We start from the raw sequence: 20,109 nt of genomic DNA, 5'->3' as shown, positions 1-20,109 counted from the left end.
GAAGCTCATGTTAACTGTGCAAATATTTACCTACTGCCTGGACCGGCCGGGCTCGAAGCGGTCTGGCCTGGGCGGTGGAGGGACAATGTCAGGATGCGTTTCGGCATCCTGGGGCCGCTGGAGGTCCGTGACGACGCGGGCGCGCCGGTCGCCGTCGGCGGGCCCAAGCCGCGGGCGCTGCTGACCCGGCTGCTGCTGGAGGCCGGGCGGGTGGTGGCGCCGGAGCGGCTCGGCGGCGAGAGCGCCAACGCGCTGCAGGCGCAGGTGTCGCGGCTGCGGCGGGCGCTGCCGGGCGGGCCGGTCGAGTTCACCGGCGGCGGCTACCGCATCGCCGTGGACCCGCAGGACGTCGACGCCCACCGGTTCGAGCGGCTCGCGCGGGACGGCCGGCAGCTGCTCGCCGGGGGCGATTTCGGGACCGCCGCGGGTGTACTGCGCGAGGCGCTGGACCTGTGGCGCGGACCCGCCCTGGCGGACCTGCCGGACGCGGCGACCCAGGCGGTGCGCCTGGAGGAGGCCCGGCTCGCGGCGGCCGAGGACCTCGTCGAGGCCGAGCTCGCGCTGCCCGAGGGCACCCCCGTCGGGCCGCTGCGCCGGCTGGCCGCCGAGCACCCGTTCCGGGAGCGGCTGCGCGGCCAGCTCATGCGGGCCCTGCACGCGGCCGGGCGCACCGCGGAGGCGCTCGCCGAGTTCGACGAGGCGCGCCGGCTGCTCGCCGCGGAGCTGGGCGCGGACCCGTCGGCGGAGCTTTTGGCGGTACACTTGGCAATCCTGCGGGCCGAACCGCCCCATCGGCCGCGGGGGACGCTGCCCGCGCCGCTGACCCGGCTCGTCGGGCGGGAGGACGAGCTGGAGCGGCTCGCCGGCCTGCGCGGCGCCCGGCTCGTCACGCTCGTCGGCCCGGGCGGGGCGGGCAAGACCCGGCTCGCGGTCGAGGCGGCCGGCCGGGACGGGCGCGAGGTGAGCTTCGCCGACCTCACACGGGTCGAGGACGGCGACCTCGTGCCGCACGCGGTCGCCGGCGCCCTCGGGCTGCGCGAGGGCGGCTCCGTAGTTCCCCGGGCCCCGGCCGCCGACCCGGTGCGCTCGCTCGCCGGCGCCCTCGCGGGCCGGGAGGTGCTGCTCGTCCTGGACAACTGCGAGCAGGCGCTCGACGCCACCGCCGGCCTGGTGCGCGCGCTGCTCGGGCAGTGCCCGGACCTGGCGGTGCTGGCCACGAGCCGCGAGCCGCTCGGGCTCACCGGCGAGGTCCTGGTGCCGGTCGGGCCGCTCGCGCCCGAGCCGGCGGCGCGGCTGTTCGCCGAGCGCGCCGCGGCCGTGCGGGCCGGGTTCGCCGTCGACGACGAACTCGCCGCGGCGGTGGCCCGCATCTGCGCGCTGCTCGACGGCCTGCCCCTGGCCATCGAGCTGGCCGCGGCCCGCCTGCGCCAGCTGAGCGTCGGCGAGCTGGCCGAGCGGCTCGCCGCGTACGAGCACTTCGCCGTGCTCTCCCGTGGCGACCGCACCGCCGCCGGCCGGCACCGCACCCTGCGCGCCGTCGTCGACTGGAGCTGGCAGCTGCTCGGCCCCGAGGAGCGGGCGCTGGCGCGGCGCTTCACGGTGTTCGCCGGCGGCGCGACCCGGCCCGCCGTCGAGGCGGTCTGCGGCGCGGGCGAGGACCTGCTGGCCGACCTGGTCGACCGGTCGCTGCTGTCGGTGCGCGACGGGCGGTACCGGATGCTGGAGACGATCCAGCTCTACTGCCGCGAGCGGCTGGCCGAGGCGAGCGAGGAGCGGCGGCTGCGCGCCGCCCACGCCGCCTTCCACCTCGACCTGGCCCGCCGGGCCGACCCGTTCCTGCGCCGCGCCGAGCAGCTCGAGTGGCTCGACACGCTCGCCGCCGAGCACGAGAACCTCATGGCGGCGCTGCGCTGGTCGGTCGCGCACGACCGCGACACCGCCATGCGGCTGATCGCCGCGCTGGCCGCGTACTGGTGGCTCGGCGGCCGCCGGGGCGAGGTCGCGGCCCTGGCCGCGCGGGTGCTCGACGCCCTGCCGGACGGGCCGCCGGCCGGCCTGGAGGAGGAGTACGTCAGCTGCGTCGTGCACGCCGAGTCCCTCGCCGGCCCGCGGCACCGCCGCCGTGCCGACGCCGCGATGGCCGCGCTCGACCGGCCGCTGCGCCACCCGTTCGGCGCCGCCGTGTGGGGCATGTCCCGCGTCGACACCGTCACGGACGGCCCGTCGCCGGTCGTGCTCGGCGGCGACCCGTGGAACCTCGCCCTGCAGCGGCTCGGCGCCGCGCTGCTGGCCGTCCTGGGCGGCCGCCCGGACGACGCGGCGCTGCTCGACGTGCTCGCGCGGTTCCGGGCGCTGGGCGAGCGCTGGGGCACCGCGCAGGCCCTCGACTGGCTCGCCCACCTGGCCGGCTGGCGCGGCGAGTGGCCGCGGGCCCACGAGCTGTGGGCCGGGGCGCTGGCCGCCCTCGACGAGCTCGGCGCCGCCCAGGAGGCCGCCGACGTGCTGTGCCGGCGCGGCGACTGCCGCGTCCGGCAGGGCGACCTGCCCGGCGCGGAGGCGGACTACCGGCGCGCCGCCGAGCTGGGCCGCCGCGCCGGGCGCCCCGGCACCGCCCCCGCCGAGCTCGGCCTGGGCGAGGTGGCCCGCCACCGCGGCGACCTCGCCGAGGCCGCCCGCCGCCTCGACCTGGCCCTGTCGTACGCCCACGCCGGCGACCTCGGCGCCGTCTACACCCGATCGAGCATCCTGACCGCCCTCGCCCGCCTGGCCGAGGCGCGCGCCGCCGACCCTCTCCTCGACGAGGCGCGCCGCGGCCCGCTGCTCGACGAGGCCCGCGGCCGCCACGACGAGGCGCTGGCCGCGGCCCGCGCCGCCCCGCTCGCGGCCGGCGTCGCCGACGCGCTCGAGGGCCACGCCGGGCACGCGGCGCTGACCGGCCACGGTCCCGCCGCGGCCCGGCTGCTGGGCCGGGCCGCGGCGCTGCGCGGCACGACGGTCACCGGCGACCCGGATGTGGCCCGCACGGCCGCGCTGACCCGCGACCTGCTGGGCGAGGACGCGTTCGCCGCGGCGTACTCGGCCGCCCTGCGCGCGTAGCACCCGGCGGCGGCCGGTCGCGCGCCCGGTGTCGCGGGACGGGCCGAGCGCGCTCTACGCCGGTCGCTGCTGGGTGTTCAGCAGCTCGCGGCCCACCATGGCGAGGGCGACGGCCTGGCTCACCGCGCCCGCGACCTCGAACCACTCGGAGCCCACGATCAGGCCGGTGATGTGCAGCGGCGACCAGGCGCCCAGTGCGAAGGCGACCCAGCCGGCCACGGCACGGCTGCGGAACAGCGCCACGGCGAGCAGCACCGTCCCGACGAGATTGCCGAGGACGAACAGCAGGAACATCCACAGCGCCGACGGGTCGGACTGGGCGTCGTCGAGCACCGCGGCGAAGTCGGCCGCCGGCCCGCCGTGGCGGGCCATGGCGAGCGTGACGAAGGTGCTGGAGGCGATGGCGAAGTAGCAGATGTACCCGCCCGCGGTGAGTGCGGCCGCGATGCCGGCGAGCCGGCGGCTGCGATCGCCGACGAGCCGCTTGACGCCGAGGACGGCGGGCACGATGAGCAGGCTGCCCAGCATCGCCGCGAGGACGGAGACCCGGGTCAGGCCGGGATGGGCGGCGGTCAGCGCCAGGGCGCCGGCCCCGTCGCTGTCGCTGCCGCCGTCGCGGGTGGCCAGGGCGTACGCGCCGTTGGCGACGACGAATCCCCAGGGCGCGATGAACAGCGCCGCCGCGAGCGCGGTCGCCCGGCGGTGCGTGGTGGTCGTTTCCGTTGCACTGTCCAGCATGACGATTCCAATCGGTGTGACGGGAGCGAGCCCGCGGCGTGACGCCGGCTCGGCGATCTAGGAGGGGACCCCGGCGGGGCGGGCGCGGAGGGCGGGAGCCACCAGGGCGACGCAGAGCAGGGTGAGGACGATGCCGGCCGCGGCGGCGCCCTTGGCCGGGGCCGGCGTCGTGGCGACGAAGAACGCGGGCACGGCGCTCAGCGCGGAGAGCAGCCGGGTGACGATGACGGTGACGGCGCCGGTCCGGGATCGGTTCGGCCACGCGAGCACGACGCCGACGATGGTGCCGAGACCGAGCGCGGCGCCGAGCACGAGCACCGCCAGGGGCGGCCCGTCGGTGCCGAGCGGGAGCGAGACGACGTCGGCGAGGCCGAGCAGGCCGGACAGGACCAGCCCGATGGTGAGGGAGAGCGAGCGTTTCATGAGCACAGCGTCGGGGTTGTGGCTCGCGCTCGGATCTGTGCCAGTACCAGGACAAGTTCCGTACTGGCACGTATTCGTGCGGCCGGCCGCCGCCGCTACGGTGGTGCGATGTACGGGAAGCGGCTGGTGGCGTACCTCGCCGCCGCGGTGGTGCTCGCGCTGGCCGGTTTCGGGATCTACCTGGCGGCGATCGCCCGGGACGGGTCGGCCACCGTGGAGCTGGTGGTCGGCGAGCTGCTGGGGCTTTCGTCCGTTCTCCTCGGCTTGACGGTCGCCACCCGCCGCCCGCGTAACGTGGTCGGCCTGCTGCTCGTCTGTTCCGGCGCCGCGCTCGTCGCGGTCGTCGTCAGCGACCTGTACCCGGCCGCGGTGGCCGCCGACCCGCGCCTGCCGGTGCCGGGCGTCTACGTCGACCTCGTTCGTGGCGCCTGGATGCTGCTGTACGTCCCGCCGGCGCTGTTGTTCCTGCTCGTGCCCGAGGGCCGGGTGCCGGGGCCGCGCTGGCGCTGGGTCGTGATCGGGCTGCTGGTGGTGCCGGTGCTGTTCATCCTGGTGGCGGCATTCGACCCGGGCCCGGCGCCGCAGTATCCGGGCGTGCCGAAGGCGTTCCGCGCGCCCCCCGAGGTCCTGAGCGTCATCGAGGCGGCCGGCTTTGCCCTGTTGCCGATCTTCCTCGGCCTGCTCGTCGCGTCGCTCGCGTCGATCATCGTCCGGTACCGCCGCACCGGCGGCGCCGTCGAGCGGGCACAGCTCAAATGGTTCGTGCTGGGGGCGAGCTTCCTTCCGATCACGCTGCTGCTGTGCTGGGCCAGCTATCTGGTGTTCGACCGGCCCGAGCTCGGCCTCGCCGGGCTGGTCGCGACGTACCTCGCGATCCCGGCGTCGACCACGATCGCGCTGCTCAAGCACGACCTGTACGACGTCGATCGAGCGCTGAGCGCGACGGCGACTTATGCGCTGGCGACGGCGATGCTGCTGGCCTTCTACACGGTGGCGTCGTTCGTGGTCGGTCTCGGCGCGGGCCGGGGCTCCCCGGCGGCCGCCGCGGCGGCGACGGCGGTCTGCGCCGCCGCGCTCGCGCCGATGCGCAACCGCCTGCAGCGCTTCGTCGACCACCGGCTCTACCCGGCCCGGGAGGCTGCCATCGCCGCGATCGAGGACCTGCGCCAGCGGACCGACGCGGGCAGCGCCCGGCCCGAGCAGCTGGAGAGCGCGCTGCGCACGGCTCTGCGCGATCCGAGCCTGCGGATCGGGTACCGGCTTCCCGGATCGGCCGCGATGCTCGACACGGCGGGGCACCCGGTGGAGCCGGACCCGGTCCGGCCCGGGCGGTCGGCCCCGGTGCGGCTGGGCGGCAACGAGATCGGCGTCATCGTGGCGGACGGCGGGGCGAGCCGGGAACTGCTCCGCGAGGTGGCGACGGCCAGTTCGCTGCTGGTCGAGGTGGTCCGGTTGCGGGCGGAGCTGGCCTCGGCGCTGGCGGAGGTGGAGGCGAGCCGGGCCCGGCTGCTGACCGCGGGGTACCAGGAGCGGCGCCGGCTCGAGCGGGATCTCCACGACGGCGCCCAGCAGCGGCTCGTCGCGCTCGGCATGAGGCTCCGGCTGGCCCAGCGCCACCTCGACGACGGCACGGTCGACGTCGACGGCCTGATCGAGCAGTCGGTGGGCGAGCTGGGCAGCACGGTCGCGGAGCTGCGGCAGATCGCGCACGGGCTGCGGCCGAGCAGCCTCGACGACGGGCTGGACCGCGCGCTCGGGGCCATGGTGAGCCAGATACCGATCCCGGTGACGCTGGATCTGCGCACGGCCGACCCGATCCCCGACGACCTGGCGACGACCGCCTACTACGTGGTCACCGAGGCGGCGACCAACGCCGTCAAGCACGCGCGGCCGACGGCGATCGGCGTCACCGTGTGCCGGGACGCGAAACGGCTGACCGTCCGGGTGCGCGACGACGGCTCCGGTGGCGCGGTCGTCCGCCCCGGATCCGGCCTGGGCGGTCTCGCCGACCGGGTCGCCGCGGCCGGCGGCCGGCTGCAAGTCGTGAGCCCCGTCGCCGGGGGTACCACGGTGGAGGCGGTGCTGCCGTGCGAATCGTGATCGGTGAGGATTCCGCGCTCTTTCGCGAGGGGCTGGCGCGCCTGCTGGTCGACGCGGGGCACGAGGTCGTGGAGAAGGCCCACGACGCCCCGTCCCTGCTGCAGGCGGTCGAGCGGGCCCGGCCCGATCTCACGATCATCGACATCCGGATGCCGCCCGACCGCACCGACGACGGTGCGCGCGCAGCCCGGCAGATCCGCACCGCCCAGCCTCGTTGCGGCATCGTCCTGCTCTCCCAGCACATCGAGAGCCGGCACTCGGTCGAGCTCGTCGCGCACGGCGGGTTCGGCTATCTCCTCAAGGACCGGGTGCTCGACGTCGACGACTTCCTCGACGCGATACGCAGGATCGGCGCCGGCGGCTCCGCCCTCGACCCCGAGGTGGTGCGCCGGCTCGTCGGGGGGCAGCAGAGCGACCGGCTGCGCGCCTCGCTCACCGGACGTGAGCATGACGTGCTGGCCCTCATGGCCGAGGGGCTGACCAACATCGGCATCGCCCGCCGGCTCTGGCTCACCGACCGGACGGTGGAGGCGCACGTCAGCTCGATCATGAACAAGCTGGGGCTGCCCACGTCGGACGAGGGTCACCGGCGAGTGCTGGCGGTCCTCGCGTATCTCAATCAGGCGCCAGACAGCCGTACAGCACCTTCTTGAGCGCGGAGCCTAACGTGCCGGATCCGGCGCCGGCTCGCGCCGGGCGTCCGGCGCGGTAGCCGGTGCGATGCGCGGCCGGCCGCGCAGCAGGCCGGTCGCCACGGCGGCACACACCGACAGCGCGGCGGCCACCAGCAGCGCGGCGCGGAAGCCCGCGTCGAACGACCCGCCCGCGCCGGTGAACACCGCGCCGAGGATCGCCACGCCGAAGGCGCCGCCGAGCTGGCGCAGCGTGCTGAACGTGCCGCCGGCCTTCGCCATCTCCGGCGGAGCGACCCGGCTGACCACCGCCCGGGTCGCCGCCGGGACGCTCAGCGCGATACCCAGGCCGCTCAGCGTCAGCGGCACCACCAGCGCCAGGTAGGAGCCCCCGGCGTCCGCGGCCAGGCCGGTCCAGGCCATGCCGGCGACCAGGCACAGCGTGCCGGCGACGATCAGCGAGCGCTCGCCGAACCGGTCGGCCAGGGCGCCCGCCCGCGGTCCGGCCAGCAGCGGGGCCACGCCGAGCGGCAGCAGCCACAGGCCGGCGACGAAGGCGCCGTGGTGGTACAGGATCTGGAAGCACTGCGCGGTGAAGAAGATCGCGCCGGTGAGCGCCGCGTTGACGAAGAAGATGACCAGGTTGCCGCCGGTGAACGAGCGCGAGCGGAACAGCCGCAGCGGCAGCATCGGCGCCGCGGCCACCCGCTCCCGCCAGAGGAAGGCGAGGCCGGCGAGCACCCCGGCGGCCAGCGGGACCAGCGTCTGCGCCGCGGTCCAGCCGGCCGCGTTGCCCCGGATGAGCGCCCAGACGAGGCCGAGCGCGGCGACCCCGGACAGCGGCAGCCCGGCCAGGTCCAGCGGGGCCCGCGCGCCGCGGCTCTCCGGCGTGCGGGCCAGCAGTAGCGGGATCGCCAGCAGGCCGATCGGCACGTTGATCCAGAAGATCCACTGCCAGGCCAGGCCCTCGGTCACCGCGCCGCCGATCACCGGGCCCACCGTCGCGGCCAGGCCGGTGACCCCGCCGTACACCCCCAGGGCCCAGCCTCGCCGCTCGGGCGGGAACGCGGCGTTGAGCAGCGCCAGCGCGAGCGGCATGACCAGCGCGGCGCCGGCGCCCTGCACGGTGCGCGCGGCGATGAGTGTGCCCACCGAGGGCGCGAGGGCGCACCCCACCGAGGCGAGGCTGAACAGCGCCAGCCCGGCGGCGAACACGGCCCGCCGCCCGAGCCGGTCGCCGAGCGCGGCGCCGGTCAGGATCAGGCAGGCGAAGCTCAGCGTGTAGGCGTTGACGGTCCACTCGAGGTCCTCCAGCGAGGCGCCGAGGTCGCGCTGGATGGTGCTCAGCGCGGTCGCCACGACGAGCATGTCCAGGATCACCATGAACGACGCCGCCGCGGACAGCCCGAGCGCCCAGCGCTGGGTTGCGGTACTTGTGGTCATGCCCGGGCAGACACCGGCCCGACCGGTTTCTGGTCGCGTCGGTGTCAGCATGAAGGTGATGACACTGCTGTCCCGGGCGAAGGCGGGCGACGACACGGCGTTCGGCGCGCTCGTCGAGCCTTTCCGCCGCGAGCTGTACGTCCACTGCTACCGCATGCTGGGCTCCGTCCAGGACGCCGAGGACGTGCTGCAGGAGACGCTCACGGCGGCGTGGCGCAGCCTCGGCGGGTTCGCCGAGCGGGCTTCGCTGCGCACGTGGCTCTACCGGATCGCCACCAACCGCTGCCTGAACTGGCTGCGCGACGGCGAACGCCGCCCGCGCACGGTGACCACCTTCCCCGCCGGCGTCGTGCCCCCGGAGCCGACCCGCACCGTCGACCCGATCTGGCTGCAGCCGATCCCCGACGCGCTGCTGGACGGCCTGCCCGACGACACCCCCGGCCCGGAGGCGCGATACGAGCGCCGCGAGGCCGTGTCCCTGGCCTTCGTCACCGCTGTGCAGGCCCTGCCCCCGCGCCAGCGCGCCGTGCTGCTGCTGCGCGACGTCCTCGGCTACCGCGCCGCCGAGGCCGCCGAACTGCTGGACATGACCGAGGACGCGGCGAACGCCCTGCTCAGGCGCGCCCGGGCGGTCCAGTTCGACCGCTCGCCGGCGGCCGCAACGTCCCCGCGCCAGCGCCAGGCCGCGTCCGCCTTCGCCTCGGCGATCGAGGCCGGCGACGTGGACGCGATGGTGGCGCTGCTCACCGACGACGCGTGGCTGACGATGCCGCCGGCGCCGCTGCAGTACCAGGGCCACGAGGCGATCGCCGACTTCATGCGGCGCATCGGCTTCCGCGCCGGCCGGCGCCGCTACCGCCTGGTCCCGACGGCCGCCAACCTGCAGCCCGCGTACGGCTGCTACATCAGCGACGACGGCGACCCGGCGACCCACGCCCACGGCATGCTGGTGCTGACGATGGCGGACGATCGGGTGAGCGCGTTCACCCGCTTCATCGACAACACGGTCCTCCCGTACTTCGGCCTCCCCCGCCGTCTGTAACGCCCGCCCCCTGCGGATCCGATAAGTCGGGCGCTCCCCGCCACGACTTATCGGATTTATACCCTGACAGGTGAAAAGTCCGTTATGTCATGACTCCGCCAGGAGTCGTGACATAACGCGACCGGTCGGCGGACCAGCGGCGCGGCCGTTTTCATGATCGCGGAGCAAAAGTGCTGCCCCTGTACCAGCACACTCCGCGATCATCGCGAACCGCGCACCCGGCCGAGCACACAACAGGGGCGCCGCGACGAAGCCGCGCCATATGCCGCGGCCCAGGTGGAGGAACGTCCAATGCGACAGAAGTTCGTCGTAAAGTTGCGATCGAAACATCGAAGTATTGCGCTGGGAGCGTCGATGCTGGCAGGATTCCGAGCCAGAAGCCGACATATGGTCAGCGCCGCCAACCTCGCGTTCGCACGCGTGGGCTGCTCAGTGCCGGTGTACGGGCCCCGCCCGGCCCGTTGCCCCCGCCATGCCCCGAACCGGATCCCAAACGACGCGCCCCGGCCGCCGGCCCGACCGCCATCGGGTCCGGCTACCGCACTGCCGGCGGCGCGACGCGCGGTACCGCCGGCCGGGGCGACACCCGAGGAGTCCACATGGGAGTTTCCCGCCGCTCCGTCATCGCCACCTCGCTCGTCGGGGCCGCCGCCGGCGCGCTGCCGCTCGGTTCGGCCGGCGCCGGCACCGCGTTCGCCGCCAGCCCGCCCGGGGACGTCGTCGGCAAGGTCACCGTCGGCTACCAGGGGTGGTTCGCCTGCATCGGCGACGGCGCCCCGATCAACGGCTGGTGGCACTACAGCCCGAACTGGTCGCAGAGCCCCGCCCCGGGCGCCTGCTCGATCACCTGCTGGCCGGACATGCGCGACTTCACCAAGGGGTACCGCACCAACTTCGCCAACCTCGGCAACGGCCAGCCGGCGAACCTGTTCTCGTCGTACGACCAGCAGACGGTCGACACCCACTTCCGGTGGATGCAGCAGAACGGGTGCGACACGGCCGCGCTGCAGCGCTTCAACCCCAACGGGGGCGAGGGGGCGACCCGCGACGCGATGGCCCAGAAGGTGCGGCAGGCGGCCGAGGCGTACGGCCGCAAGTTCTACGTCATGTACGACGTCACCTGGTGGCTGAACATGCAGGGCGAGATCAAGACCGACTGGACGAACAAGATGTCCGCCCATACAGCCTCCCCGGCGTACGCCAGGCAGAACGGAAAGCCCGTCGTGTGCATCTGGGGCTTCGGGTTCAACGACGACGGCCGCCCGTTCGCGCCGGCCGCGTGCCTCGATGTGATCAACTGGTTCAAGGCGCAGGGGTGCTACGTGATCGGCGGCGTGCCCACCCACTGGCGCCTGGGCACGGACGACTCGCGAGCCGGATTCATCGACGTGTACCACGCCTTCAACATGATCTCGCCGTGGATGGTCGGCCGGATCAGCGACAACGCCGGCGCCGACTGGTTCTACACCAACCGCGTGCTGCCCGACCTCGCCGACCTCAACGCCCGCGGGATCGACTACCAGCCGTGCGTGATCCCCGGCGACCTCGCGGCCGGCCACCGCCGCCACGGCGAGCTGATGTGGCGGCAGTTCTACAACCACACCCGCGCCGGCGTGCAGAGCGTCTACATCTCGATGTTCGACGAGTTCAACGAGGGCAACCAGATCGCCAAGACCGCCGAGAGCGCGGCCTGGCAGCCCACCAACTCCGGGATGCGCGCCCTCGACGAGGACGGCACCCCGTGCTCGTCCGACTACTACCTGCGCCTGACCAACGACGGCGGCCGGATGCTCAAGGGCCAGATCGCGCTGACCGAGGCCCGGTTCACGGTGCCCTTCCCCACCGGCCCCGACCAGACCCCGCCGACGGTGCCCGGCAACCTGCGCGTCACGGGCACCACGGACACGACGGTCGCGCTCGCCTGGAATGCCTCCACGGACAACGTCGGGGTCGCCGGATACCGCGTCTCGCGGTTGTCGGGCTCCACGAGCACGGTCATCGGTACCACCACGACCCTGGCCTTCACCGTCACCGGCCTGACGGCCTCGACCGCGTACACGTTCACGGTCGCCGCCTTCGACGCGGCCGGCAACGCCTCCGGCGCCTCCAACGCCGTCACCGCGACCACGGCCGCGGCGCCGGACAACACCACCAACCTCGCCGCCGGCCGCCCGACGTCCGAGAGCAGCCACACGCAGGTGTACGGCAGCGCCAACGCCGTCGACGGCAACACCGGCACCTACTGGGAGAGCGCCAACAACGTGTGGCCGCAGTGGCTGCAGGTCGATCTGGGCTCCGCGATGACCACGCGCCGCATCGTGCTGACCCTGCCGCCGCAGTCGTCCTGGGCCACGCGCACGCAGACCCTGTCGGTGAGCGGGAGCACCGACGGCGGGACGTTCACCACGATCGTGCCGTCGGCCGGGTACACCTTCAACCCCGCGACGGGCAACACCGTGACGATCACCTTCGCCGCGGCCACGGCCCGTTACGTGCGGCTGACCTTCACGGCGAACACCGGCTGGCCGGCCGGCCAGTGCTCGGAGTTCCGCGTCTACAGCGGCTGAGACGTCCGCGCCCGGCCGCCGCCGAAGGCCGGGCGCGGATGGGGCGCAGTGCCCGGGCTCGACGCCGACGGGCCCGGGAACGACACCAACCCCGAAACAGGCGGGTGGCGGCCAGGCGTCCGGCCGCCACCCGCCGCCAGCTCCGCGTATACCGGAAATGTCGGACACATCCGGGAATAGCGCGGACGTCAGGCGGCCTTGAGGTAGCGGCCGTTGTGGTACAGCAGCGGGGCGCCGTCGGAGTGTTCGCCGTGGATCGGCTCGGCCAGCACGATCGCGTGGTCGCCCGCGTGGACCCGCTCGGCCACCCGGCACACCAGGACCGCCAGGGCGCCCTCCAGGACGGGGACGCCGTGCGGGCCCGGATGCCAGCGCAACGGCGCCGCGAAGCGGTCGATGCCGCTCGTGGCGAAGCGCCGCGCCAGCTCCTCCTGGGACTCGGTCAGGACATGCACCCCGACGTGCGCCGCCTGCTCCAGGGCCGGCCAGCTCGACGAGCGGCGGTCCAGGCAGAACGACACCAGCGGCGGGTCGAGAGACACCGAGGTGAACGACGTCGCCGTGAAGCCCGCCGGGCGGGGGTGGCCGCCGGCGGTGATCACGACGACCCCGGCCGCGTGCCGGCGCAACAGGGAGCGGAACAGGTCGGCGTCGATCGTGGTCGTGGCGGGCATGGGGTACCCCCTTTTACGAGACGGTGAGGATCGCGGCGACGGACGCCGGGTCGGCGCGCAGGCGTTCCAGCCATTGCACGACGTGGGCGGCCACGGTGCGGTGGGTGATGTCGTTGAGCGCGTCATGCCGGCCGTCGCGCACGGTGGCGAGCTCCGCCCGGGCCAGCCGGGCGGCCAGGTCCCGCGCGCCGCTCAGCGGCGCGACCGGGTCGGCCTCGCCGTGCACGAGCAGGACGGGTACGGCGATCGCGGCCGGGTCGACCGCCTCGACGAGCGCCCGCGGCACCGGCTCGGCGAGAGTGCCGCGCTCGAAGCCGCCGTCGGCCTCCAGGCGGGCCCGGTGGGTCGGGCAGGCGCTGCGGGCCTCCAGCTCGTCACCCCAGTCGAGGAAGCCCCGATCGAGGAAGCCCCGATCGAGGAAGCCCCGATCCGGGGAGCCCCGATCCAAGGAGCCCTGATCCGGGGAGCCCCCGGCGCGCGGGGCCGCCCACGGCACGCCGGCCGCGATCACGCCGGCGGCCTGGACCGTCTCGGCGAGGGCCAGGGCGTGCAGGGCGCCGGTGTCGGAGCCGGCCAGCACGAGCGGGGCGACCGCTTCCGCGGCCACGGCGGGGACCGTCTCCGGCGTGGCCGAGCGCACCGCGTAGCCGTCCGCGGCGAGGCGGCGGCCGAAGCGGTCGTACACCCCGGCGTGCTCGCCGCGGCCGGGCAGCAGCAGGACGGTGCCGCGCACGGCGATCGCGGCCGGCGGGTCCCAGCGGGCGCCGGCGACGACGGGCGCCCCGACCGAGGTGCCGGCGGACGAACTGACGGAGGCGGTCACCGGGCACCCGCCGCGACCGGCTCGGCACCCGACGAGGCTGTGGACGAAGACGCTGTGGACGAGGCCGGCGTGGACGAGGCGGCGCGGTGGGCGAGCTCCTGGCGTACCAACGGGAGCAGATGGCGGCCGTAGTCGATGGCGTCGTCGAGCGGGTCGTAGCCGCGGATCAGCAGGGTGGTCACGCCGATGTCAACGTAGTCCAAGAGGGCCTGCGCGACGGTCTCCGGGGTGCCGACGAGCGCGGTCGAGTTGCCGGCCGCGCCCGACGCCTTCGCGGTGGCTGTCCACAGTGCACGGTCGTGCAGATCGCCCTTCGCGGCGGCGGCGAGCAGGCGCTGCGAGCCGGCGTTCTGCGGGGGGCCGTCGGTGCCCCAGGCCCGCTTCGGCCAGTTGGCGCGGCCGGTCGTGATGGTGTCGAGGATCGCGTGCGCGCGCTCCCACGCGAGCTCCTCGGTCGGGCCGAGGATCGGGCGGAACGAGACGCTGATGCCGGGCACGTCGGTGCGCCCGGCGGCGGCCGCGGCGGCGCGGACCGAGGCGATCTGCTCGGCGGTCTCCCGCAGCGGTTCGCCCCACAGCGCGAAGGTGTCCGCGTGCTTGCCGCCGACCCGGTACGCGGCCTCGGAGGACCCGCCGAAGTACAGCGGAATCCGGTGCGCCGGCTGGACGTGGGCGGAGAAGTCCGCGAACCGGTAGTACGTGCCGTCGTAGTCGAACGGCTCGGGCGAGGACCAGGCGCGGCGCAGGATCTCCAGGTATTCGTCGGTACGCCCGTAGCGCTCGTCCTTGCCCAGGTAGTCGCCGTCGCGCCGCTGCTCGTGGTCGTTGCCGCCGGTGATGGTGTGCACCGCGACCCGGCCGCCGCTGAACTGGTCCAGGGTCGCGAACGTGCGCGCGGCGAGGGTGGGCGCGACGAAGCCGGGGCGGTGCGCGACGAGCAGGCCGAGCCGCTCGGTGTGGGCGGCCACGTGGGCGGCGACCTGGCCGCCCTCGGGCCATCCGGAGCCGTATCCGATGAGGATCCGGTCGAAGCCGGCGTCCTCGTGGGCGCGGGCGAAGCGGCGGGTGTACGCCGGGTCGACGACCGGCCCGCCCGGCGCGTGGATCTCGGAGGCGTGCTGCGTGCCGATCATGCCGATGAACTCGACCGAGGTCATGGGTTGGGTTCCTTTCCGAACCGGGACAGCGCGGCCCTACCGGCCGCGGTCAGGATGGTGTCGTCCTGCGGTGTGTGGATGTGGGCGCCGATGCCGAGCCGAGCCCGCCAGGTGCCGGCGTGGTGGCAGGCGACCGCGCGGTCACCGTCCACACTCGACAGTTCCGGCGCGGTGGCGCACTCGGCGGTGGCGAAGGGGCACCTGGCCGCGTACGCGCACCCGCCGGCGTGCGTCACGCCGTCGCCGGGGCCGCGCAGCCGGGCGGCCGGGACCGGGTGCTCTCGGCGGACGCTGGGCGAGGAGGCGGCCAGCAGCGCCGTGTACGGGTGCCGCGGCGCGGTGAGCACGTCCTCGATCGGGCCGTGCTCGACGAGGCTGCCGCCGTAGAGCACGGCGACCCGGTCGGCGATGCCCGCGAGGGAGCTCAGGTCGTGGGTGATGACGACGACGGTCACGCCGGCGGTGTCGCGCAGGCCGGCGAGCAGCCGCAGCACGTGGTTGCGGTTGGAGGCGTCCAGCGCCGAGACCGGCTCGTCGCACAGCAGCAGCCGCGGGCCGACGGCCAGGGCGCGGGCGAGCAGGACGCGCTGGCGCTGGCCGCCGGAGATCTCGCCCGGCCGGCGCGACGCGAGGGCCGGGTCGAGGCCGACGCGGGTCAGCGCGGCGGCGACCCGCTCGGCGATCTCGGCCGGGCGCCGCCCGCCGGCGACGGCGAGGCCCTCCCCCACCGCGGCGGCCACGGTGTGCTGCGGGTCGAGGGCGCGCAGCGGGTCCTGGAAGACGTACTGCAGCGCCCCGGTGCGCCGCCACGCGCGCAGCGACCGGCCGCGCAGGGCGGTGAGGTCGGTGCCGTCGAAGGCGACCCGGCCGCCGCGGACGGGGGCGAGCCCGGCCACGGCGCGGGCGAGCGTGGTCTTACCGGACCCGGTCTCGCCGATGATGCCGAGGATCTCGCCGGTACGCACGGCCAGGCTCACCCCGTCGAGCACCCGGTGCCGGTCGTACTCGACGGTCAGGTCCTGGATGTCCAGCAGGGTCTTCATGCGCCCACCAGCGCCAGCTCGGCGGCCCGGTGGCAGCGCACCGTCCGGCCGTCCACGGTGGACAGTGGCACCGGCGCGCCGCACCGCTCGGTGAAGTGCGCGCAGCGCTCGGCGAAGCGGCAGCCGGTGGAGAAGGCGCCGAGCTCGGGCGGGCGGCCGGGGATCACCTCCAGGTCGCGGCGGCGCCAGTCGCCCAGCGACGCGACGCGCAGCAGCGCCTCGGTGTACGGGTGCCGGGGGTTGGCGATGACCTCGGCGGTCGGGCCGTGCTCGACGATCTCACCGGCGTAGAAGACCGCGACCCGGTCGCAGACCTCGGCGACGACGGCGAGGTCGTGGCTGACCAGCAGCAGGGCCAGGCCGCGCTCCTCGCGCAGCTGCCGCAGCAGGTCGAGCACCTCGGCCTGCACGGCCGGGTCGAGCGCGGTGGTGGCCTCGTCGGCGACGAGCAGATCGGGCCGCCCGGCGACGGCGATGGCGATGAGGGTGCGCTGCAGCATGCCGCCGGACAGCTCGTGCGGGTACTGGTCGAAGACGGCCGGGGCGCGGCGGATGCCCATCGCCTCGAGCAGCTCGACGGCGGCGGCGCGGGTCTCGCCGCGGGGCAGGCCGCGCTTGAGGCGCAGCTGCTCGGCGAGCTGACGGCCGACGGTCAGTGAGGGGTTGAGGTACGAGGCCGGGTCCTGGAAGACCGCGGCGATCCGGTTGCCGCGGATGCGGTCCCAGCCCCGGCGGTCCAGCGAGGTCAGCTCGGTGTCGCCGAGCGCGATGCGGCCGCCGGAGACGGCGACGCCGGGCGGCAGCACGCCGAGCACGGCGCGGCAGGTGAGGGTCTTGCCGGAGCCGGACTCGCCGACGAGGCCGAGCGACTCGCCCGGGCCGACGGTGAGGGAGACCTGGCGTACCGCCTCCAGATCCCGGCCGACGGTGACGTGCAGATCGTCAACGCGCAGCACGGAGCGCCCCCCGGTCGTCGGCGAGGGTGTTGAGCGCGGCGACGGTGAGCGCGATGAGCGCGGCCGGGATGACCGGCGCCCACGGCTGCTGGGCGAGGAATCCCAGGTCGCTGGCGAGGACGCCGCCCCAGGTCGGCGCGGGCGGCTGGACGCCGATGCCGAGGAACGTCAGCGACGACACGGCCAGCAGCGCGCCGCCGGTGGCCTGGGCGGCGGTGACGGCGACGGTCGGCAGGACCTTGCCCCAGACGTGGGTGCGCAGGATCCGGCCGCGGGAGGCGCCGAAGAGCTCGGCGGCCTCGACGTACTGCGCCCGGGTGAGCGCGAGCCCGGCGGCCCGGGTGACCCGGAAGAACAGCGGCGCGAACAGCATGCCGATCGCGATCATCGCCTGGGTGAGGCCGTTGCCGAGGATGCCGGTGACGGCCACGGCGAACACGATGAACGGCAGGGTCATCAGCGCGTCCGCCGCGCGCAGCAGCACCCACTCGACGCCCCGGCCGAGCCACAGCGAGGCCAGGCCGGGCACGACGCCGAGCAGCAGCCCGACGCCGACGCTCTCCACGGCGGCGACGACCGTGCTGCCGGTGCCGGCGAGCAGCCGGCTGAACACGTCGCGGCCGAGGTAGTCGGTGCCGAACGGGTGCGCCCAGGTGGGCGCGTGCAGGGCCAGGTCGGGGTCCTGCGCCAGCGGGTCGTGCGGGGCCAGCAGGCCGCCGGCGACGGCCAGCAGCGCGACGACGGCGAGCGCGGCGAGCGCGAGGCGCCTCATGACCGCCGCCCCTGCGGGGTGAGGCGCAGCAGCGCCAGGTTGACGAGGGTGTTGCAGATCAGCACGACGGTGACGGTGACGAGCAGGGTGCCCTGGATGAGCGGCACGTCGTGCTGCGCGGAGGCCTGCAGGGTCAGCTGGGCCAGGCCCGGCAGGTTGAAGATCTTCTCGGTGACGACGGCGCCGCCGAGGACCATCGGCACGCCGATGCCGAGCACGGTGAGGGCCGGGCCGATCGCGTTGCGCAGCGCGTGGCGGAACAGCACCCGCCGGGCCCCGAGGCCGCGCACGACGGCGCCGGTGACGTAGTTCTCGCCGAGCTGCGCGACGAGGGAGGTGCGCAGCTGCCGGGCGATGGACGCGGCGATGTCGAGGCTGAGCGCGAGCGCGGGCAGGATCGCGAAGCGCAGCCAGGGCAGCAACCCGTGCTCCGGGCCCACGTAGCCGCCGGCCGGCAGCGCCTTGAGCAGCACCGAGAAGATCACCACGAGGCCGATGCCGACGACGAACGGTGGCAGCGTGCCCAGCGCGGAGGCGACGAGCGTGACGGCCCGGTCGAGCCGGCCGCCCCGGCGCAGGGCGGCGCCGATGCCGGCGGCGCCGCCCAGCAGCACGGCGAGGAGCACGGCCAGGCCGGCGAGCGCCAGATCCACGGGCAGCGCGGCGGAGATGCTGTCGGCGACGGGGATCGTGGTGAAGTACGAGCGGCCGAGGTCGCCGGTGAGGGCGCCGCCGAGCCAGTCGAGGTACTGCACGAGGAACGGCCGGTCGAGCCCGAACTCGTGGTTCATCCGCGCGATGTCGGCCGGGGTCGCGGTCTCGCCGAGCACGGCCGCGGCCGGGTTGCTCGGCGACAGCGCGCCGAGCCCGAACGTGAGCAGCGACGAGAACAGGAACACAACGACCGGTGTGGCCAGCGCGCCGATCCAGCCCCGGCGCCGCCGCGTCCGGCCGCCCGCCGGCGCCGCCGCCGCGGGCGCCCGCGCCGGCGCCTGCGGCCGCTCCAGCAACGTGGTCATGACACGGTCACCCCCTCGAAGCGCTGCACGGCGGTGAACTCGGGGATGGCGGAGACGCCCGTGCGGCGGGCGAGGATGCGCGGGACGGTGTAGAGGAAGACGTTGGGCATGGTGCGCACGGCGGTCGCCGTCGCCTCCTGCAGCGCGGTCGGGTACTTCGGGTCGTCCAGCGGCGTGCGGCTCACCTTCGCCAGGGCGTCGGTGAGCTCCGGCGGCTGGACGCGGCCCGGGTTCATCAGGCCCTCCTTGCCGAAGAGCACCTGGAAGGCCTGCACGGCGGAGTCGCGCCCGGCGAACTGGTCGACGGACAGCGCCCGGGAGTGCTGCACGTAGACCAGCTGGGTGAACTGGGCCTGCGGGATCACCTCGATGGTCGGCTTGAACCCGGCGGCCTGCAGCTGGGACTGCAGCTGCTCGGGCACGCCGGCCGCGGCGGCGGTGGTGATGACCAGGTCGACCGGCGCGCCCTGGTAGGAGGACTCGGCGAGCAGCTGCCTGGCCTTGTCCGGGTTGTAGGCGTAGATGCCGTCCAGCGCCGGGTTGTACCCCGCGTAGCCCTTCGGGAAGGGCTGGTAGGCGACCTCGCCGTGGCCGAACTGCGCGGTCTTGAGCAGCGCGGCGCGGTCCACGGCGTAGTGCAGCGCCTCGACGACCTTCGGGTCGTCGAACGGCTTCTTGCCGATGTTGACGTCGAGGGTGGCGACGACGAGCGAAGGGATGACCTGGACCTGCAGGCCGGCCGCCTTCGCCGCCTCGACCTGGCTGCCGGGGATCTGGGCGACGTCGTACTGCCCGGACTGCAGGGCGGCGACGACGGTGGCCGCCTCCGGCAGCGGATAGGCCTCGAACCCCTGCAGCTTGATGCTGGCCGCGTCCCAGTATGCGGGGTTGCGGGTCAGCACCGCCTTGGCGTTCTGGGTGTACGACGTGAGCGTGAACGGTCCGGCGCCGGCGGGCTTGGTGGCCAGCGCGTCGGGGGCGGTGGTGAACGCCGTGGGGCTCACGATCATGCCGGTCTTGCCGGCGAGCAGGTTGGGGATCTGGAAGTCGGGGACGCCGAGCCTGATGGTGACGGTACCGCTGTCCGGTGCCGCGATCTCCTTGACGTTGACCAGCTGCGGGCCGACGAGCGACTTGGGGAGGTCGCGGCCGCGCTCGAGGCTCTTCTTGACCGCGGCGGCGTCCAGCGGCGTGCCGTCGCTGAACGTGAGGCCGGGCCGCAGGGCGAAGGTGACCTCGGTGCCGTCGGCGTTGTACTTCCAGCCGGTGGCGAGGGCCGGCACCGCGGCGCCCTTCTCGTCGAGCTTGGTGAGCCCGGCGTAGACGAGCGACAGCACGTGCACGTCCCAGCCGGCCGACGAGGTGACCGGGTCCCAACTGGTGGGCAGGGCCCAGCCCCACTTGAGGGTGCCGCCCGCTCCGCCCGCGGCGCCGGGGCCGGTGGTCCCGTCGCCGCAGGCGGCGAGCAGCGTCGCGGCGCCCAGCGCGGCGCCCAGGCCGAGGAACGACCGGCGGCTCAGATCGACAGAGGAATTCATGAGAACGGATGCCTTTCGAAAGCATGAGGAGGCACGGGAGCACACCCGCCGGGGGCGGGCGCGGGGAAAGGTCGAGGTGCGCCGGG

16 protein-coding genes are annotated in these 20,109 nt (G+C 74.9%); 5 read left to right on the top strand and 11 right to left on the bottom strand.

Annotated elements, in window-relative coordinates; genetic code table 11:
• Positions 1 to 93 precede the first annotated feature (93 nt).
• Entirely contained in the window at positions 94 to 3,096 is a 3,003-nt protein-coding gene (locus ACGFI8_RS15605; RefSeq protein ID WP_392804857.1) for a BTAD domain-containing putative transcriptional regulator, read from the top strand.
• Positions 3,097 to 3,150: 54 nt separating this feature from the next.
• Here ACGFI8_RS15605 and ACGFI8_RS15600 read toward each other — a convergent pair whose 3' ends face one another.
• Positions 3,151 to 3,834: a hypothetical protein gene (locus ACGFI8_RS15600; RefSeq protein ID WP_392804854.1), complete on the bottom strand. Its 684-nt coding sequence runs from the start codon at positions 3,832 to 3,834 to the stop codon at positions 3,151 to 3,153.
• A gap of 57 nt (positions 3,835 to 3,891) precedes the next feature.
• Positions 3,892 to 4,257: a hypothetical protein gene (locus ACGFI8_RS15595; protein ID WP_392804851.1), complete on the bottom strand. Its 366-nt coding sequence runs from the start codon at positions 4,255 to 4,257 to the stop codon at positions 3,892 to 3,894.
• 108 nt (positions 4,258 to 4,365) lie between these two features.
• Between ACGFI8_RS15595 and ACGFI8_RS15590 the strand changes: the two genes are divergently transcribed.
• Together ACGFI8_RS15590 and ACGFI8_RS15585 are read left to right on the top strand one after the other, a co-directional pair.
• Positions 4,366 to 6,357: a sensor histidine kinase gene (locus tag ACGFI8_RS15590; RefSeq protein WP_392804849.1), complete on the top strand. Its 1,992-nt coding sequence runs from the start codon at positions 4,366 to 4,368 to the stop codon at positions 6,355 to 6,357.
• Positions 6,345 to 7,010: a response regulator gene (locus ACGFI8_RS15585; protein ID WP_392804846.1), complete on the top strand. Its 666-nt coding sequence runs from the start codon at positions 6,345 to 6,347 to the stop codon at positions 7,008 to 7,010. Before ACGFI8_RS15590 ends, ACGFI8_RS15585 begins: the two co-directional genes overlap by 13 nt.
• 9 nt (positions 7,011 to 7,019) lie before the next feature.
• Here the strand turns inward: ACGFI8_RS15585 and ACGFI8_RS15580 are convergent, their stop codons facing one another.
• A complete protein-coding gene (locus ACGFI8_RS15580; protein WP_392804843.1) occupies positions 7,020 to 8,432 on the bottom strand; it encodes a DHA2 family efflux MFS transporter permease subunit in 1,413 nt (470 codons plus the stop codon).
• A gap of 49 nt (positions 8,433 to 8,481) precedes the next feature.
• Here ACGFI8_RS15580 and ACGFI8_RS15575 point away from each other — a divergent pair, with 49 nt between their 5' ends.
• Positions 8,482 to 9,474, top strand: coding sequence for a sigma-70 family RNA polymerase sigma factor (locus tag ACGFI8_RS15575; RefSeq protein ID WP_392804840.1), 993 nt, complete (start codon positions 8,482 to 8,484; stop codon positions 9,472 to 9,474).
• Between the two features lie 599 nt (positions 9,475 to 10,073).
• Positions 10,074 to 12,041, top strand: coding sequence for a discoidin domain-containing protein (locus ACGFI8_RS15570; RefSeq protein ID WP_392804837.1), 1,968 nt, complete (start codon positions 10,074 to 10,076; stop codon positions 12,039 to 12,041).
• A gap of 188 nt (positions 12,042 to 12,229) precedes the next feature.
• Here the strand turns inward: ACGFI8_RS15570 and ACGFI8_RS15565 are convergent, their stop codons facing one another.
• Genes ACGFI8_RS15565 through ACGFI8_RS15530 form a run of 8 tightly spaced genes read right to left on the bottom strand, consistent with a single transcriptional unit; the run spans position 12,230 to position 20,023 of the window.
• On the bottom strand, positions 12,230 to 12,715 hold the full coding sequence (locus tag ACGFI8_RS15565) for a flavin reductase family protein (RefSeq protein WP_392804835.1): 486 nt from the start codon (positions 12,713 to 12,715) through the stop codon (positions 12,230 to 12,232).
• Between the two features lie 13 nt (positions 12,716 to 12,728).
• Positions 12,729 to 13,538, bottom strand: coding sequence for an alpha/beta hydrolase (locus tag ACGFI8_RS15560; RefSeq protein WP_392804832.1), 810 nt, complete (start codon positions 13,536 to 13,538; stop codon positions 12,729 to 12,731).
• Positions 13,535 to 14,695: an LLM class flavin-dependent oxidoreductase gene (locus ACGFI8_RS15555; RefSeq protein WP_392804830.1), complete on the bottom strand. Its 1,161-nt coding sequence runs from the start codon at positions 14,693 to 14,695 to the stop codon at positions 13,535 to 13,537. Before ACGFI8_RS15555 ends, ACGFI8_RS15560 begins: the two co-directional genes overlap by 4 nt.
• On the bottom strand, positions 14,692 to 15,738 hold the full coding sequence (locus ACGFI8_RS15550; protein WP_392804827.1) for an ABC transporter ATP-binding protein: 1,047 nt from the start codon (positions 15,736 to 15,738) through the stop codon (positions 14,692 to 14,694). Before ACGFI8_RS15550 ends, ACGFI8_RS15555 begins: the two co-directional genes overlap by 4 nt.
• Complete coding sequence (locus ACGFI8_RS15545) at positions 15,735 to 16,694, bottom strand: ABC transporter ATP-binding protein (RefSeq protein WP_392804825.1); 960 nt, start codon at positions 16,692 to 16,694, stop codon at positions 15,735 to 15,737. Before ACGFI8_RS15545 ends, ACGFI8_RS15550 begins: the two co-directional genes overlap by 4 nt.
• Positions 16,681 to 17,466, bottom strand: a complete 786-nt coding sequence (locus ACGFI8_RS15540; RefSeq protein WP_392804822.1) for an ABC transporter permease — start codon at positions 17,464 to 17,466, stop codon at positions 16,681 to 16,683. Before ACGFI8_RS15540 ends, ACGFI8_RS15545 begins: the two co-directional genes overlap by 14 nt.
• Positions 17,463 to 18,485 (bottom strand): ABC transporter permease, encoded by a 1,023-nt coding sequence (locus ACGFI8_RS15535; protein ID WP_392804820.1) that lies wholly within the window; start codon positions 18,483 to 18,485, stop codon positions 17,463 to 17,465. Before ACGFI8_RS15535 ends, ACGFI8_RS15540 begins: the two co-directional genes overlap by 4 nt.
• Complete coding sequence (locus ACGFI8_RS15530; protein WP_392804817.1) at positions 18,482 to 20,023, bottom strand: ABC transporter substrate-binding protein; 1,542 nt, start codon at positions 20,021 to 20,023, stop codon at positions 18,482 to 18,484. The genes ACGFI8_RS15535 and ACGFI8_RS15530 overlap by 4 nt, the downstream gene beginning before the upstream one ends.
• Between the last annotated feature and the right edge of the window lie 86 nt (positions 20,024 to 20,109).

This window comes from Dactylosporangium sp. NPDC048998 (assembly GCF_043197855.1).
Lineage (GTDB): Bacteria > Actinomycetota > Actinomycetes > Mycobacteriales > Micromonosporaceae > Dactylosporangium.
Note: the sequence above shows the minus strand (reverse complement) of the source record. Positions and strands in the feature narration are given on the sequence as shown.